Annotated in this window: 14 protein-coding genes and 2 pseudogenes; 8 read left to right on the plus strand and 8 right to left on the minus strand. The window is 71.5% G+C overall.

The genetic code is table 11. The features are described 5' to 3' along the window. Positions 1-29: 29 nt before the first annotated feature. Both ACZ6Z8_RS12995 and ACZ6Z8_RS13000 read right to left on the minus strand, forming a co-directional pair. Positions 30-443, minus strand: a complete 414-nt coding sequence (locus ACZ6Z8_RS12995; protein ID WP_465609012.1) for an STAS domain-containing protein — start codon at positions 441-443, stop codon at positions 30-32. Between the two features lie 176 nt (positions 444-619). Beyond that, positions 620-1,180, minus strand: coding sequence for a MarR family winged helix-turn-helix transcriptional regulator (locus tag ACZ6Z8_RS13000; RefSeq protein ID WP_465609014.1), 561 nt, complete (start codon positions 1,178-1,180; stop codon positions 620-622). 81 nt (positions 1,181-1,261) lie between these two features. On the opposite strand from ACZ6Z8_RS13000, the gene ACZ6Z8_RS13005 reads away from it, so the two are divergent. Further along, positions 1,262-2,455 carry a PP2C family protein-serine/threonine phosphatase gene (locus ACZ6Z8_RS13005; protein WP_465609015.1) on the plus strand — a complete coding sequence of 398 codons (1,194 nt, stop codon included), beginning with the start codon at positions 1,262-1,264 and terminating at the stop codon, positions 2,453-2,455. 487 nt (positions 2,456-2,942) lie between these two features. Here the strand turns inward: ACZ6Z8_RS13005 and ACZ6Z8_RS13010 are convergent, their stop codons facing one another. Then, on the minus strand, positions 2,943-3,863 hold the full coding sequence (locus tag ACZ6Z8_RS13010) for an NADP-dependent oxidoreductase (protein ID WP_465609017.1): 921 nt from the start codon (positions 3,861-3,863) through the stop codon (positions 2,943-2,945). Between the two features lie 85 nt (positions 3,864-3,948). Here ACZ6Z8_RS13010 and ACZ6Z8_RS13015 point away from each other — a divergent pair, with 85 nt between their 5' ends. Next, positions 3,949-4,518: a TetR/AcrR family transcriptional regulator gene (locus ACZ6Z8_RS13015; RefSeq protein WP_465609019.1), complete on the plus strand. Its 570-nt coding sequence runs from the start codon at positions 3,949-3,951 to the stop codon at positions 4,516-4,518. A gap of 604 nt (positions 4,519-5,122) precedes the next feature. Next, positions 5,123-7,249, plus strand: coding sequence for a HEAT repeat domain-containing protein (locus tag ACZ6Z8_RS13020; protein ID WP_465609021.1), 2,127 nt, complete (start codon positions 5,123-5,125; stop codon positions 7,247-7,249). A gap of 11 nt (positions 7,250-7,260) precedes the next feature. On the opposite strand, the gene ACZ6Z8_RS13025 is transcribed toward ACZ6Z8_RS13020, so the two are convergent. The 3 genes from ACZ6Z8_RS13025 to ACZ6Z8_RS13035 form a co-directional block, all read right to left on the minus strand. After that, positions 7,261-7,458 carry a hypothetical protein gene (locus tag ACZ6Z8_RS13025; RefSeq protein WP_465609023.1) on the minus strand — a complete coding sequence of 66 codons (198 nt, stop codon included), beginning with the start codon at positions 7,456-7,458 and terminating at the stop codon, positions 7,261-7,263. Between the two features lie 180 nt (positions 7,459-7,638). Beyond that, positions 7,639-8,391 (minus strand): SDR family NAD(P)-dependent oxidoreductase, encoded by a 753-nt coding sequence (locus ACZ6Z8_RS13030; protein WP_465609025.1) that lies wholly within the window; start codon positions 8,389-8,391, stop codon positions 7,639-7,641. A gap of 79 nt (positions 8,392-8,470) precedes the next feature. Then, positions 8,471-8,902 (minus strand): Rrf2 family transcriptional regulator, encoded by a 432-nt coding sequence (locus ACZ6Z8_RS13035; RefSeq protein WP_465609027.1) that lies wholly within the window; start codon positions 8,900-8,902, stop codon positions 8,471-8,473. A gap of 58 nt (positions 8,903-8,960) precedes the next feature. Here ACZ6Z8_RS13035 and ACZ6Z8_RS13040 point away from each other — a divergent pair. From ACZ6Z8_RS13040 to ACZ6Z8_RS13055, 4 genes and pseudogenes are all read left to right on the plus strand, one after another. Continuing rightward, positions 8,961-9,268 (plus strand): annotated as a pseudogene (locus tag ACZ6Z8_RS13040) (aromatic-ring hydroxylase C-terminal domain-containing protein); the annotation flags it as partial. A 389-nt stretch (positions 9,269-9,657) separates the two neighbouring features. Next, a complete protein-coding gene (locus ACZ6Z8_RS13045) occupies positions 9,658-11,268 on the plus strand; it encodes a hypothetical protein (protein WP_465609028.1) in 1,611 nt (536 codons plus the stop codon). A gap of 524 nt (positions 11,269-11,792) precedes the next feature. Next, positions 11,793-13,046 (plus strand): glycine-rich protein, encoded by a 1,254-nt coding sequence (locus ACZ6Z8_RS13050; RefSeq protein ID WP_465609030.1) that lies wholly within the window; start codon positions 11,793-11,795, stop codon positions 13,044-13,046. Between the two features lie 663 nt (positions 13,047-13,709). After that, positions 13,710-14,063 carry a hypothetical protein gene (locus tag ACZ6Z8_RS13055; protein WP_465609032.1) on the plus strand — a complete coding sequence of 118 codons (354 nt, stop codon included), beginning with the start codon at positions 13,710-13,712 and terminating at the stop codon, positions 14,061-14,063. A 192-nt stretch (positions 14,064-14,255) separates the two neighbouring features. Here the strand turns inward: ACZ6Z8_RS13055 and ACZ6Z8_RS13060 are convergent, their stop codons facing one another. Then, positions 14,256-14,840 (minus strand): hypothetical protein, encoded by a 585-nt coding sequence (locus tag ACZ6Z8_RS13060; protein WP_465609033.1) that lies wholly within the window; start codon positions 14,838-14,840, stop codon positions 14,256-14,258. 370 nt (positions 14,841-15,210) lie between these two features. Between ACZ6Z8_RS13060 and ACZ6Z8_RS13065 the strand changes: the two are divergent. After that, positions 15,211-15,577, plus strand: a pseudogene (locus tag ACZ6Z8_RS13065) (Tn3 family transposase); the annotation flags it as partial. A gap of 92 nt (positions 15,578-15,669) precedes the next feature. Here ACZ6Z8_RS13065 and ACZ6Z8_RS13070 read toward each other — a convergent pair. Further along, complete coding sequence (locus ACZ6Z8_RS13070) at positions 15,670-16,500, minus strand: alpha/beta fold hydrolase (protein WP_465609035.1); 831 nt, start codon at positions 16,498-16,500, stop codon at positions 15,670-15,672. Between the last annotated feature and the right edge of the window lie 11 nt (positions 16,501-16,511).

The following is a 16,511-nucleotide window of genomic DNA, read 5'->3' on the forward strand; positions in this document are numbered from 1 at the left end:
GGCGGGCACCCGATCCCGCCCCGGGCCGCTCAACTTGGTCGCGGGGCGACGCCTACGGGTTCACCGTCGTTGGCGGGAGCGGGCTTGGTACGGGCCGCCGGTAGCTGCGGTGAAAGGCCAAGGGCACTGCGAGTACGGGTGAGATCGGCGAGACGTAGCAGAGCGGGTGACGGATTGGCGAGGTGGAAAGTGGCGGGTGCTTCCGTGATGCGCTTCTTCGCCCGGAGCAGACCGCCGAGACTTGCGCAGTCGCAGAACGTGAGGTTCTTCGCGTCCACGATCACGATCCGGGCGTGCGTGAGCAGCACGTGACGGACCGCTTCCTCGAACTGCGGGAGGGTCTCCAGATCCATCTCGCCCGACAGTTCGATTCGGGCGACATCTGCGCCGATCGTCACGTCCACCGTCAAGCAGCCCGGTGCCATGCGGGGTCGTTCGGCCACTACGGCCTCCCTTCACCGGGCGGTGCGCAGAGCGCGGCCCGGGACCGCAAAGTGCGGCATATGGCCCACCCTAGAGGCAATAGTTGCGCTTCGACAACAATCGCCGCTCAGCAATGATCCGCCGCTGCTTCGTGAGCAGGGTGGCCCGAGCGGGGCCGGCAGTGCGAACGCCCGGTTCAGGCGCTACGTGCGGGGCCGGCACCCCGTACGACATCGTGTCCGGACGCATCAGCGACCGGCTCCCCGCCCGGTACCCCGTGCGAGCCCGCTGAGGTGGTTCGCTGCGCCGTGACGCCCATGGCCGCTGCACGGAAGGATGTCAGCCCAGACATCAGCGCGCGGCGGTCCGCGTCGGGCATGGCTTCGAGGACCCGCTCCAGGGACCGCTCCCGGTCCGCCCGCAGACCGGCGAGAAACGCGCGACCGGAGGCCGTGAGGTGGAGTTCGAGCTCCCGTCGACTGGCCGCACTCGGGGTGCGCTGCACCAGACCGATCGCTTCCAGCCGATCGCAGAGCCGACTGGCGGAAGAGGGACGGGTGTCCAGGGCCTGTGTGAGGGTGCGCAGGTTGATTCCGTCACTGGCCTCCAAGACGTAGAGCACCCGCAGTTGTGACACCGAGACCGGCGCAGCGACCAGGTCGCGGCCACCGCCCCAGAGCACCTCCAGCAGTTCCACCACGGACGACGCGATGGCCGCGGCGTCTGGGCGGCCCGGCAGGGGGGAGACTGTGTCCATGGGGCCATCTTGGCACCCGTACCACCACACAAGACACACCGCCGACGGAACAGTCGGCGGTCGAACGGGAGGGCGAACTGATTGGCGGCCAACCTGTCGGCGGTAGAACGCGCACTGCGCGTCGCCGCACCCTACGCCCTGCTGGACACCATCCGTGCCATCCTCACCAACCTCTACCACGCACACCAGGTCGAGCTGCTTCTGGCCGACTACAGCCTGACCGTGCTACAGCCGGTCACGGAACTGCCCCACACCGCGCGACCGCTCCCCGTACACACCAGTGCTCCGGGCCGCGCTTTCGGCTCGCAGGAGCCCTTCGCGGAGCCGGGCCCCTTCGAGGGAACACGTCTGCTGCACCTGCCGGTGACCGTCCGGGGTGACCGTCTCGGCATCCTGAGCGTCGGCCTCGACAGCTCCACCCTCACCCCCTCCGTGCAGGACGAATTGTGGGAAATCGCCGAGATGCTCGGCTACCACATCATCGTCGCGGAACGCGACACCGACCTCTATCTCCAGGCCCGCCGCAAGAACCGACTCACTCTCGCCGCCGAGATGCAGTGGCAGCTCCTGCCTGCCCGCGCCTGTGCCCGTGACGAGTACGCCATCGGTGCCCAGCTCGAACCGGCCTACGCGATCCGCGGTGACAACTTCGACTGGTCCGCCACCGAGGACCACCTGACTCTGACCGTCACCAACGGCATGGGTGAGGGCATCGAGGCGTCCCTGCTCACCAACCTGGTCGTCAACTCCCTGCGCAACGCCCGCCGAGCGGGCGTCAGCATCGCCGACCAAGCGGCCCTGGCCGACCAGGCCGTGTACGGGCAGTACCGCGGCAAGGCCCACGTATCGGTCCTGCTCCTTGAGTTCCACCTCGACACCGGCCTGGTCGAGATCGTCGACGCGGGCTCACCCAAGCTGCTCCGGCTCCGGGCCGGAGCGGTCGAGCACATTCCGTTCGAGGCGCAGCTACCGCTGGGTCTCGCCGACGAGACCCCGTACGAGGCGCAGCGCATTCGGGTCGAACGGGGCGACCGGCTGATCTTCGTCAGCGACGGCGTGCACGCGGTCACCTCCAAGACAGGCGAGCCATACGGCGAGCGGGCGCTGGCCAGGGCGATCCTGGCCACCCAGCTGCTGCCCGCCGCCGAAGTCCCCCGAGCGGTACTGACTGAGCTGGGCCGCCACCGCGACGACGATGCCCTGGACGACGCCCTGGTCGTCTGCCTCGACTGGTACGGCCGCCATCCGGCGTCGGCCGATGCCACGCCGGCGTGAGCCGCCGCCATCCGACCGTCGCGAGGAGGCACGCCGCGGACCGCGCATCCACCTCCGCGGTCCGCAGGGCCCCATTCACGCATGGCTGCGGCTGGTGGTGTGGCAGCAGACAGCCGTGCCAGGACTTGCGCTTGCGGTTTTCCCAGGTAGATCGGATTGCTCCTGGGCCGCCGCCCAGCCGCGTCCTCGATGGTGACTCGGCAGTACCCACCCGCCGGCGAACATCGCTACAGGCAGTGAGCATGGGTCAGGTCTGTGCCTCCGAGGACCTGCTGCCGGGTGAGCAATACGTCGGCCATGTGACAGCTGTCGCCCCGGTCCCCGTAGGCGGACAGCGCGTTGTAGACCTCGACCGCGTGTGCCGCATCCAGGCTCTCGGCGTCGGCGAGGGGGAGGAGCGATGCGGCACGGTGTGCCATACCGATGAACGCGGCGCGCTGCCTGCGGGCCGCGCTCCCCCGGCCTCCCGAGTCTGCCTGGTGACGCTCTACATGGCGATCACGATCTTGCCGTGCACGTGCCTCTCGGCCTGCGTCGTCACGGCTTCGCGAATCCGCTCGACCGGGTAGGTCGCCGCGATCGGCACCGTGATCCCGCCGCGACGGATCGCGTCGGCGATCCGCTCCAAAGTGCCCGGGGCCGCGTCGAGGGCCCCCAGCTTGCGCACGCCGGGCGGCGGGGTGGGGCCGTCGGCCACGACGGTGATCCGCTCGGGTGCCACGCCGAGCTTGAGGGCGGTCTCGGCCGCGTCCCTTCCGAACAGGTCGGTTGCGGCGGTGATCCCCTCGGGCGCCAAGGCCCGCACCCGGTCCGCCAGGCCCGGGCCGTACGCCACGGGTTCGGCGCCGAGCCCGCGCAGGAATCCGAACGTGGCCTCGGAGGCGGTGCCGAGCACCCGGGCACCCGCGAGCCTCGCGAGCTGCACGGCGAAGACGCCCACGCCGCCCGCCGCCCCGCCGATCAGGACGGTGTCCCCGGCGCGGAGCCCGAGTGCGGCGAGCGCGGCGGCGGCCGTCAGACCGGACACCGGAAGCGTGGCCGCCACCTCGTCGCCGACGCCCTCGGGGGTGTGCCAGAGCGTTGCCGCGGCTGTCTTGACCAGCACGAAGTCGGCGACGGACCGGCCGATCGCAGCCCCGTAAACCCGGTCGCCGATCGCGAATCCGGTGGCTTCGGTGCCCACCTCGTCCACCACTCCGGCGAAGTCGCTGCCGAACCCGGCTGGCAGGGTGATGCCGAACCGTGCCGCCATGTCGGGCTGTGTGGTGATCTGCCAGTCCATCGGGTTCAGCCCGGCGGCCGTGACCCGGACGCGAACCTCGTCGGGTGCGGCGTGCGGCTCGGGTATCTCCTGCAGTTCGAGCACCTCGGGACCGCCGAATCGCCGGTAGCGGACAGCTCTGCTCATCGGTGACCTCTCTCCTGGCCAGTGATGGGACTTGGTCTTATCGACCGTACACCAGTGATGGGACGAAGTCCCGTAGACTGCTCCCATGGCTCGCTGGCAACCCGACGCACCAGGACGACTCGCCGCCGCCGCCCTCGACCTCTTCGAGGAGCACGGCTACGAGAACACGACCGTGATCGAGATCGCGGAACGCGCGGGGCTCACCAAGAGCACGTTCTTCCGGTACTTCCCGGACAAGCGGGAGGTGCTCTTCGGCGCGGGCACGATCACCGACCTGCTCACCGAGGGGATCGCCTCAGCGCCGCCGACTGCGGGACCACTCGACGCGCTGGCGCACGCCCTCGATGCGCTCGGCCGCACGTTCTTCACCGCCGACCGCCGCGAGTTCAGCCGCCGGCGCCAGGCCGTGCTGAACGCCAACACGGAGCTGCGCGAACGCGAAGCCCTGAAGCGGATCGACCTCACCGCCGCGATGATCAAGGCCCTCAACAGGCGCGGGGTCCCCATCCTGACCGCGCGCGTGACCGCACAACTGGGCACGCTCGTCTGGGAGATCGCCTACGACCAGTGGATCGACACCACCACTGGCGAGGACTTCGGCCCACTGGCCCGCCGGGCACTCGCCGACCTGCGTGCGACCGGAGCCCTGCGCTAGCCAGGGCACGTATTCGGTCGTGATCCGCTCTGACCGACTTCATCAGCGCCGACGATCGGTGAGGGCATCCTGGGCACTGCCAAGCGCCGATGGTGATCGGCCGGGACGGACGTCGCTGACCGTCCTGCTCCGGTGGTCAGCTGTCGGTGGGCCGGCGTCGGAGACGCGCCGGCCTCGGCAGGACGGCAAGCAGGAGCAGGCTGCAGTACTGCAACCAGCGACGACCACCAGGCCGTCCGCGACCTCACCCGCAACCTCGACCCCGCCACGCTGCGCCAGGTCATGAGCTGGCTGGAGCGCACCCGCACCGCCGCCGCCGCGCTGCGCGGCCCCGGGCAGGAGCGGCCCGGGCGGCCCGTCGTACGGCGCAGCACGTTCTGACGGACCGGGCCCGCCCAGAGGTGTTGACCTTGATCTTCGGCGGGCGTTGGATGGGCGCTCCCGGGTCGGGGCCCACACCCGGCGGCAGCACGGGAAGGAACCGGTGGGCCGGGTGGTCCACGCGGAGTTCTGTCCGGTGAAGGGCTGTGGGGTGTCGTTGTCGGTGGTGGCTGGCACTGTGGTCCGCGTGATCAACGATCTTGAAAGTGTCGACTGGTCGTCGATGAGTCATGCGTACGGGCCGGCCCACGAGGTGCCGGTGTGGCTGCGGGCGATGGCATCGGCCGACGCCGGGACCCGTGAGAAGGCGTTCGGCGACTACTACAGCGCGGCCCACCACCAGGGGGACGTGTACCCGTGCACCGTGGCGAGCCTGCCGTTCCTGTTCGCCCTGGCCGACGACCCGGCAACCCCCGACCGCGGCGCGGTCGTCCACCTGCTGCTCAGCATCGGGCGCGAGGCCGTCGACCGCGGCGACGACATCATCGTCGCGCCGGACGGCAGCGAGTCGACGGCCGCCGGGGACGGCGTGGCCATGCTGCGCGAGCGCTCCGGCGCCTTCCTCGCCTACGCGCAGGACCCGGACCCGTGGGTGCGCCGGGCGGGCATCGAGGGCCTGGGCCTGTTCGTCGAGGACGCCGACCGGGCGCTCGGGGCGCTGCGCGAGCGGCTGGCTGCCGAGGACGGGACCGTGGAACGGCTGCTCGTCGTCCACACGGCGGCGACCCTGGCACTGCGGCTCCCCGCGGCACGCACCGCCGCGACGGCCTGGCTCGCCGCCCTGGCCGACGACCCGACGACGGAACCCGACATCCGGCTCGCCGCACTCGTTCACCACGCCCGCTGCGGGCAGGACCGCGACGACGCCGTGCCGGCCGCGATCGCCCTGCTGCGCCGGCTCGCGACCGCACCGGAGCGGGGGAGCGAGGAGGCCGGATGCCGGTCGGGAACCGGCTCCGGAGCCTGCGCTTGCCGGAACGGGCGCGAGGGCGAGGGCGAAACCGACACACGGGCCGACCGCGAGGCCGACACCGAGACAGAAGCCGTCGCCCAGGACGGCGTTCCGCCACAGGTCACCGCCGCGTTCGAGGACCTCGACCGGCACGGCCGGCTGCACGCCCCCACCACGACCCTGCTGCGCACCTTCCACACCGTCCTGGACGCCCGGGTGCCCGAGCGCACGGCGCTGCTCACCGAACAACTCAGCAGCCCGGACCCGGCCATCCGCTACGACGCGATCCGCATGGCCCAGGACCTCATCACGTCCTGGCGGGGCGAGCACACCGGCCTCGTCCAGCTCCTCGCCGACTGCTTGGCGCCCCAGGACCCGTACACCGCCGCCGCGGCAGCCGAGAGCCTGCGGGCCCTGGGGCCCGCAGGCGAACCCGCCCGCGAGGCGCTCGCCGCCCACGTCGCCGCCAACCGCACCACCCACGGGCCGAACGCCTGGGCCGTCACGAAGACGCTTCCGCGACGCGCGCACCAGGAGGCCGTCATGGCCCTGGCCGCCCTCGGTGATCCCCGCGCCGTGCCCTGCCTGCTGACCGCACTGGACGGCGGTACCGACGCCTGGCGCGCGGTGCAGGTCGCCGGCCGGCTGCGCCCGGGAGCCGGTGAGCTGGTGCCGCGGCTCTCCCGGCACCTGGCGGACGCCGACATGTCGAATCCGTGGGCCGACTTGGGCACAGGCGCCCTGATGTCCGCCTTGGCCGAACTGGGTGACGCGGCCGCCGTCCCCGCGCTCACCGACGCTGTCACCGCCGCCATCCGCCATGACCAACTGCGCCTCGGGGCCTCCGCGCTGAAGGCACTCGCCGCCTTCGGCACCGAGGCCGCGTCCGCCCTGGACGTGGTCCGCCCGCTGGCCGACGCCGCGGACGTGAACCTGCGCGCGGCCGCCACGGCCGCGCTCTGGGCGCTCGAACGCGACCCGGCCGATGTCGTGCCCCGGCTGTGCGACCTGCTCGATACCCACGCGCACCACGACGCGGCCGACGTCCTCGGCCTGATCGGCCCACCTGCCGCTGCCGCGCTGCCGCGCCTGCGCACGATGCTGACCGCCGGGTACGAGTGGACCAGGGTCCATGCCGCGACCGCCCTGTGGGACATCGTCGGCGAGGTCGAGGCCGACGTCGTGGTCCGGACGTTGCTGGCCGCCTGGGAGAAGAACGACGCGACGTCCAACCACGTGCTGGCCTGCCTGGATCGGATGGGCTCGGCCGCCGCACCCGCCCTGCCCCGCATCCGGGCGGAACTGGCGCAGGCCCGCCGCAGTGGGCGCTTCGGGCGCGTCGCCAACGACGAGGAACTGCAGCGCACCTGCCGGACCATCCTGGCCCGTCTGTCCTGACTGAACCGAAGTCACTTGTCCTGAGCCGCGGGGACAACGATCTCCCGGCCGAGCAGGTACTTCGTGCCGGCTGGTCGGCGCGCGTCCGGGGCCCCGCCGTTGCGGAGAGCGAGCGGCTCGTCTACCAGGTCATCGACCAAAACCCTGGCAGCGCCCAGGTCCGGCGGCAACGCGACCGCACCGATCAGCGAGCTGATCCGGGTGAACAAGTCGACCACGATCCGGCTGCAGGGCACCCGAACGGCTCAGGAGTCGCCCGTCAGTCAGCAGAACTTCGGGTCGGACCGGGCTGTCCAAGGGACCTGTCCACGGTCCTCCGGCCCTGCAGGGGCCGCCGCTCGGGCAGACGCCGGGGCGTCGTCACAGGGCCGCGAGTCGCCGAGGCTGCGTCAGAGTTGGGTTGCGCCGCCGTCGACGAAGAGTTCGGCACCGGTGGTGAACGAGCTCTGGTCGGCCGCGAGGTAGAGGGCGGTGGCGGCGACCTCCTCGGGTCGGCCGACGCGACCGAGGGGGGTCGGTGTGGCATGCTCGGCCGCCGCAGACTGCCCGCCTTGCGGCATGGCGGCCCGCAACTCGTCGGCCCCGGGGGTCTCGACGGGACCGGGAGTCAGGGCGTTGACCCGGATCCCGCGATCGGCCAGCTCGGCAGCCCAGGTACGAGCCAGGCTCCGGATCGCGGCCTTTGTGGCGGCGTAGACGCCGAGGCCCGGAGCCGCTCGTAGCGCGGCGCTGGAGGAGAGCAGGATCACCGAGGCTCCGGCCGACAGCAGCGGCAGGGCCTTTTGGACGGTGAAGACGGTGCCCTTGAAGTTGATGGAGGTGGTGCGCTCGTATTCCTCTTCGGTGATCTCCCCCAGTGGGCCGTAGTCCCCGACGCCGGCGTTGGCCAGGACGATGTCCAGGCGGCCGCTGCGCTCGGTGATCCGGGCGAACAGCCGGTCGAGGTCGTCCAGGTTCGACGTGTCGCTCTGGATGCCGATGCCGCGTGGGCCGACCAGTGCGACGGCAGCGTCCAGTTCGGCCTTGCGGCGGCCGGTGAGGTAGACGGTCGCCCCCTCCGCGGCGAACCGGCGGGCGGTGGCGAGGCCGATGCCGGTCGATGCACCGGTCACCAGGGCGGTCTTGTGCTCCAGCAGTCCCATGTCGTTCTCCAGTCCTAGAGGTAACCATCTTTGTTACATTTATGGGCGGAAAACATCCCCGCGAAGGGGAGCGGTCGGATCAGGTTGCTTTGAGTACGTCCCGCAGGACGTCCTCCAGTGTCGTTCTCGCCAGCTCCCTGCGCAGGGCCGCTTCGACCTCGTCGTAGACGGCGGTCATCGCCGGCCCGATGCCGTGACCCACGACGCACTCCGGGTCGGGGATCGAGCGATGCAGGGCGAAGATCGGCCCCGCCTCGACCGCCTCGTAGACATCGAGAAGGGTGATGTCCGCCAGGTCTCGCGAGAGCATCCAGCCGGCCCCCGCGCCGCGCCGCGAATCGACCAGTCCGGCCTTGCGCAGTTCGGCCAGCAAGCGGCGGATCACCACCGGATTGGTGTTGACGCTCGTCGCGATCTGCTCGGAGGTGGCAACCCCATGGCCACGGCGCTGATAGAGCCCGATCCAGGTCAGGGCGTGTGCCGCGATCGTCAGTCTGCTGTTGGCGCTCACGCCGCACCTCCCTTGCCTTGAAGCAACAATAATAGTTACAACAGAAGCCGGCAGGCAAGGCCTCGGCTACCGCGGATTCTCCCTCGCCGTGGACACCCGCCCGGACCTGCCCGAGGCAGCGCTGCGCGCCGGCGACCGCGCCCCGGACGGCCGCCGCGGCGGCACCCGCCTGTTCGACGCCTCCGGGGCCCGCACTGGACCCTGGTCACCGTCGGCACCGACGACCCGCTGCCCACCCTGACCACCCCCGTGGTCCGCATCCCGGCGTACGAGGCGTACGGGACCGGCGTCTTCCTGGTCCGCCCCGACGGCTACCTCGGCTGGGCCGGTCACACCCCGGAGGGCCTCGCCGCCTGCGCCGCCCGGGCCAGGGACTCCTCGCCCGCCGACCCGGGGATCCGGCCCCGGCCGGCACCGCCGGAGTCTGACGGCGCGTCGTCACCGCGTCGCCGTCGCGTCGCCGTCGTGTCAGCGGCACGTCGGCGCCGCGAGGTGCCACGTCGGCGCCGCGAGGTGCCACGCCGACGCCGGTCAAGGCCGGCTGACATGCGACCGGATGACCGTCAGCCGGTCCGACACGGCGGGGCGGGGGTAACGTCGGGCCGGGCGGTGCACGGACGCCGCGACGGAGCCGGGGGTGGCGGCCCGTTCCTGACGTTCCGTCTGCGCGCGTCGGCCTTCCCGGTTAGACTCCCGGACCGTCGTGCGGTCGTCCGACCGGTCGATCCGTCACGCCGTCCGCCCGCGGAGGAGTCTTGGTCTCGATCACCCTCGACGCCGAGCGCCGCGTCCGTGCCGACGCCGCACGGGTTCGGGTCGCGGCCGTGGACGCGCTGCGCTCGCTCGGTTTCCGGATCACCTCGGAGATGGCCACCGTGGTGGAGGCCCAGCGGGGCTCGGCCGTCCGCTCCGCGATGCTCCTGCCCGACGAAGTCCCGCTCGCGATACGCATGCTGTTCGTCGGCGGCCCGGACGGCGCCGACCGGCACACCACGGTGTCGGTGCACCTCACCGACCGTGCCGTCTCGGTCGTCGCGCTGGGCGTGCAGTCCCCCTATGTGGAGGCCTACCGGAGCGCGCTGCTCATGCTCGACCGGACGCTGGCCGGCCTCGATCCGGACGCGGACTTCCCCCAGCCGCGCTGGTGGGCCCGCGCACCCCAGGCGGAGACGTTGGCCCGCCACCACCAGACCGGCGAGCGCGTGGTCGGAGGCGTGGCCTCCCTCATCAACGAGCGGCTCTCCGGCGGCCCCCGGACCACCGGGCCGTCCCTGTGGGCTGGTATCCAGGGCGTCGTCTTCCGCTCCCGGGAGGGCTTCGTCGCCGTGGACCGCAACGCCCTCCCCGGCCTGCTGTCGATCCCGGTGATGATGAGCCGCCGACCGGACGGCGTACCCGAGCGACTCGGCTCCGGGGTGGCGCAGTTGGCGGCCACCGTCGAGGGCTTCCTCGCGGCCGTCGGCGTGGGAGTGGCGGACGTCCCGGTCGGGGAGGAGCACCGGGCGGCCTTCGAGTTCCTGTACCGGCAGTTCGGGATCCGCTCCCGGCTGCCCGTCCGGACCCTGTGCACGTGCCGGGACTGCCGGCAGACCAAGGTCGTCAACCTGGACCTCCAGCGCCTGCGGGAGCGGAGGCGGCGGCTGAAGACGATCCAGTCGGTGCTGCGCGCGGCGCACAGCAAGGACGGCGAGATCCACCCCTTCCAGATCTTCGGGGCGTTCTTCCAGCACGGCAAGGTCGAGCCCGACTTCATCTGCTCACGTTGCGAGAGCACGGAGGCCGACGAGCAACCGGTGACGTTCTGCCCCGGCTGCGGGGACATGCGCACCGAGGGAGCGCTGATCTCCTGCGGTGAGTGCGGGTACGACTTCGAGGCGCTGGTGGCCGGGCTCGCTGTTTGGGACGTGGCGCCGCCACCGGCGGTCGTTCCGCCGGCGGTTCCCCCAGCTCCTCCAGCTCCTCCAGCTCCTCCCGTTCCTCCGGTTCCTCCTGTTCCTCCGGTCCCTCCCGTTCCGCCGGTCGCGCCCCCCGCCCCGGTCGCGCCCCCCGCCCCGGTGGCACCCCCCTCACCGGTCGTCGCCCCGCGCCCGGCGGTTCCCGCACCGCCCGCCGTCCCGCCGATGCCGGCCACCGTCCCGACACCCGCCGCACCCACTGCATCCACCGCCCCGCCCGGCTTCGGGCCGCCGTCCGAAGGCTTCGCCCCTCTCCCAGCCCCGACCTGCGCCATCTGCGGCGTCAGCTACCCGGTCCTGTGGGCCGTACAGATCCTCGACGGTCCCAACCCGCGGCCGCTGACCGTCTGCAGGACCACCCAGCGGTGTTCACCGCCCTCGGTGGCCACACCCGTGCGCATCCTGACCTGACGGCACCCGCCGGGGCCGGCGGCCCGAGCCGCGCGCCGCTGCCGGGCTGAACCGCCGGTCAGCCCGCAGACTGCTGCTGACCGACGCCACGGGTTCGGCCGTCGGGCGAGGTAGGCGAGTTGGCGGCGGTAGGAGCGGTTCGTCTGTCCCGCCGCTTCCCCGCCGGAGCGGTCCGACGACCACCTCGACAGGGTGCTCGCGGTCAACGCCGTTGCTCCCGCGGTCACTCCGGCTCCCGGGGAACGAGAGCGCCCGCCCGGTCAGCGAACGGGTGGCCGCGGCGACTCCGGCCGGAGCCCCCGGGCTCTCCCGAGGACATCGCCCGCGCCGTCGCCTTCCTCGCCTCCGACGAGGCCCGGATGATCCACGGCACCACGGATGCCGGCGAAGGCGTGGTCCGCGGGTCCGTCGGCGTGAACCGACGGTGTGTCAGTTCGGTGGGGGCCCTGACCTCCCGTTGCGTGATCGACAGTGGCGCAAGGCGAAACCTCGCCGGGTCCTTCTTCCGTCTTGTGGAGTTGAGCGTGACGTTCTCACTGTGGGGGGCCGTCGATCGGCCCGCTGCCGGCCGTCGGGGTCGGGTGCTGGCCGTGGCGGCCGGTGTGTTCGGCGCCGCGGCCCTCGCCCCGGTGGCGTTGTCCGCGCCCGCCCGCGCGCAGGGCACCTGTACGGTCTCCGGCCCCACCACCACCTGCACCTTCGCCTTCACCGGCGCCGAGCAGACGTTCACCGTCCCCAACGGCGTCAGCCAGGTCGACGTCACGGCGATCGGCGCGGCCGGCGGCCTGTCGGGGGTCAACACCACCCCGGGCGGCCGGGGTGCCCAGGTCTCGGGCACGCTCACCGGGCTGTCCGGCGGGCAGACCCTGTACGTCGAAGTCGGTGGCGTCCCCACGCTCCCCTCCGGGTGCTACCCCTTCTCACCGTGCATCGGCGGCTTCAACGGCGGCGGCAACAGCCGGTTCGGCGGCGGTGGAGGCGGGGCCTCCGACGTCCGCACCCAGCCCCGCACCATCCCCCTCACCACGAGCGACTCCCGCCTCATCGTGGCCGCGGGCGGCGGTGGAGCCGGTGAGGTGTTCAGCTCGTCGTGTACGGGCGGCAGCCAGGGTGGGGACGCCGGCCAGCCGGGTGCGAACGGGATGTGCACCGGGGGAGGTGGCGGTGGGGCGGGCACCGCCACCCAGGGCGGCCCCGGCGGCGTCAGCCCCGGCAACACGAACGGCTCGCCCGGCACCCTGGACACCGGCGGCGACGGCGGCGCCGGCACTGGCGGCGCGGGCGGCGGCGGTTACTACGGGGGTGGCGGCGGCGGCAGCCTCAACGCCCAGGTCAGCCCCTTCGGGAGCGCTGGTGGCGGAGGCGGCGGATCGTCCCTCGTCCCGGCCGGTGGCACCGGCCCCGCCGTGACCGGCGCCGCCGCAGGCATCACCATCAGCTACCCCACCCCGGGCAAACCGGTGACCACCCGTCTGATCGCGATCCCCCAGCAGGTCCGGCTCGGGCGGCCAGTAGTCCTCGACGACCTGGTCTGCCCGGCGGGCACGGGCGCCACGACCCCGCCCACCGGCACCGTGACGTTCACCGACACCACCGCCGGAGTGACTCTGGGCACCGCACGCCTGGTCCTCAACCTCGGGAACTGCGCCGCCGCCGGGCGCGTCGTCTTCTTCCGGACCACCGGCCCCCACGTCATCACGGCCGTCTACAGCGGCGACTCGGTCTACCAGGGCAACGGCGGCAGCCCCGAGAGCATCACCGTGACGGTGAACCCCTGACCAGAGGAAGATCGCGGGCGCCCCATGGTGCCCCGGTGAAGCGCAGTCGAACGCGTACCGTCGCCGCTTCCGGCAACTGGGGGTCCGCCCTTCGGAGGGGCGGACCCCCAGTTCCCCGTCGGGGCCGCCCGGTCAGGCCGGCTCGACGCCGAACAGCGCTGCCCGGACGTCGACGCCGGGCGGACGAAGGGTCGACGGCCGGTCCGAAAGCCCCACTCGCGCCCCGCCCCGGGCGACGGCACTGGGCACCTGGCGGCGCGCGGTGTCCGGGGGGTGTCCCGCGCGCCGCCAGCCCTGCCCGCGACCTCCGGCTACCCCCGCCCACCCACTTCATGCACCAGACCTGACGGCCGGGGCATGGACACAGCGGTCCCGGCAACCGCTCATGGATCCTCACTGTCAGGCGGCGCCCGTGTCCCGCGCCGGTGCTCCGCGTTCCCGGGCGTCCGGGCCCGCCACCACGGCTTGTTGACGGGAGAGGAGCTACCTTGCATGCTGCGCCTGGGAGTTCGACGGCAGGGGGAGTGGGGCGAAGTGAAGGGGATCGATCTCCGGCGTGCGACCGGTGCCTTGGCGGGCGTATTACTCGGTGGGGGCTGGCTGCTCAGCGGGTGCGTCGCCGATCCCGAGCCCGCTCCTGACCCGCTGAGTCATCCCTGCCTCTTGCTGAGCGCCTCCCAGGCCGCGGACGTGCTGCACCGCTCGCCAGGCCCGGCCAAGGAGATCCTGCAGGAGCAGGTGAGCGAGTGCGCCTACCAGGAAGCGGAGCTCTACGTCAGCGTTGCCCATGCCTCCTACGGCAGGCAGTCCTTCCGCGACGTCGTCGACCGCACCAAGGGCCAACCAGTGGCGGAGGCGGGGCTCGCCGACGCGGCGTACAGCTTCCACGTGCAGGAGGAGTCCAGGGACTTCGTCCTGCTCGACGTCCTCCAGGGCAGCAGGCTCGTGCAGATCACGGCGCCCACGGCCGAGGACGCCCGGCACACCGCCCACCTGCTACTGCCGCAGCTTCACTGACGGCGTCCCGCGCAGCGGAACCGGTGCCCTCCGACAGGCGAACCTGACCGGTAGCCGAGTGACCAGGAGCTGTTCAAGGACGGCGATGCAGCTCCAGTCGCGCCGGGCGCAACGCCGACCGGGTCGCTATACCCCCAACCGCACGCGGGTTCCGCCCCATCATTCATCCTGCCGAAGCAGGGGGATTGTGGGTCAGCAGGGGACGATCGTCCAGACGTAGTACCAGTTGTACGAGGGCTGCCCGTACAGAGCTGGCTGGCTGCTGCCCAGGTAGTCCCCGTACTTGCCATAGAACTTGGCCCTGACCCCGATAGTCTGATCGTTATCGTAGGAACCGGTGCCGTTGAAGGGCATGTTGTAGGACTTGCAGTAGTACATGTCTGCTTCGCTGCCGGTGTACTCCGTCCCACTCCAGGTGCAGAAGTACCCGCTGCCGGTCATGTTGAGGCAAGGACTGCTCGATGCGGTGGCGGGCGCGACGGCGGGGTGGTTGACGAAATCACGCGGGTGGGCTTCGCCGGGGATCGCCACCCGGATCGTCTCGCCCGGCAGAGTGATCACGTTGAGGGCCGTCTGCGTGCCGCCGGTGCGCTTGAGGTACGTGGCCACCTCGGCGTGCAGCGCGCGGTTCTGCGCGGGGGTGAGACGCGCGGCGCGGGCCTGGTCGGCGAACGGCTCGGGCGTGCTGGCGCCGGCGGTTCCCACGCTGAGCGAGAGTGTGAGCAGCGTAGCGGCTGCGGCAGCGATGGCGATCTTCTTGCGGGCTCGGCTGGGCATGCGTGCCCTCCGTGTGGTGGTTGATGGGCCACGGGCGATGCTGGCACCGTTGGCGGGGGGCGTCGAGTGTGTATACCAGCCAGTTTTGACACCCGGATGGTTGCCCTGGACTCCTGTCTCTGACCGCCACTTTGCGGCTGGGGCCAGCGATAGGACTCCGCGGCACCAGCGTCCACCGAGCGTCGCGGGGTCCAGAGGCTGTCCGGCCCGGCGCCCGAGGAAGAGCCAGTCGCTGGTCGGCATGCCGCCGCCCACCCCGAGCGCCGCTCGACCCTCTGGCGATGGATGGGAACCCAAGGCCGACCGGGCCGCTATGCTCCCAACCACACGCGGGTTCCGCCCCGTTCACGCCCAGGAATCGGCGAACCCGCGCGCTTCCGGCAACGGCGTGATGATCTACTGGCACGTGGAGCGGAAGAACGTCTGCATCTACTCCCAGCTCAAGAGCTGTTCGTCGTCCGAGGTCGCGGCGATGATCGAGGGCCTGCTGCGGCACTGCACGGACGCCGAGATCGAGTCCTACTACGTCCAACTACGTCGACACCCACGGCGCCTCCGTGGTCGGATTCGCCTTCACGGAGCTGCTGAACTTCCGCCTGCTCCCACGGTTGAAGAACATCGGCAGCATCCGGCTGTACCGCCCGGACGACGACCCGCCCGGCTGGCCCGCCCTGGGCGGCTCACTGACCCGCTCGATCAAGTGGGACCTGATCGCCCAGCAGTACGACCAGATGCTCGGCCTCCGCGGTCCCCAGGCGCAGGGCGGTCGCCCGCAGCAACGTGGGCGATCGGACGTGACACGCATCGCTCGACGAGTCGCCTGCGGCCCTCAATGGAGAGCGGCGCGTTGGCATGGGTGCCCATCAGATGCGGCGAGGTTGTTGAGCAGGTGGCCAAGCTCTGTCGGCGCCTGAATGTGGGCCAGGTGGCCCTGGCCGGGGAGTTCGTGGACTCTGGCGTGACCGACGTGCCGCCGCACGTTGTCGAACGACGTTCCGTAAGGGGCTGTTCCGCGGTTGTACTGGCCGATGATCAGGTCCACTTGATCTGCCTGCCGCGCCATCACATCCGGAGGCGGCGCCGCGTTGAGCGCGCCGAGTTCGGCGTACAGCGGTCGGCTCAAGCGACGCAAGATCGCCCAACCGTGCTGATCGGCCTGAAGGTCCTCGACATGCGCAGCGGAGAAGCCGGAGATCTGCCGATTGACGATCTCGACGCAGCGATCCCAGTCCGCCGTCTCCGCTGCGTGCTTCAGGTCCGGCAGTGCATGGCGACCGAATGGCTGCATCACCGGCTCGTAGGCGATCACCTGGGGAATAGGGCGATCGTTGGCGGTCAGCAAGGTGATCAAGCCGCCGTAGCTCCAGCCGAAGAGCGCCCTCGTGCTCTCGAACTCGTCAAGGACCACGCCGAGGTCCTCAACCTCTGTCCGCAGTGAGTACGAGTTGGTCAACGGCCCTGAGGAAATACGTCCCCGGCGGTTGACGACTACTACTGAGGGCCAGGCGTCGATGGCGCCCGCAACACGGCGCCACGAATGCGCATCGCTCATCACGCCCGGGACGACGACGAGGCTCGGGGCATCCGGTTCCCCGTACACATCGACCGTGACCCAGCTGTCCCCGCCGACCGACAGCTTCTTCTGAATCGTTCGCTCCATAAATCTATTAT

Source organism: Kitasatospora sp. NPDC101108, assembly GCF_055584725.1.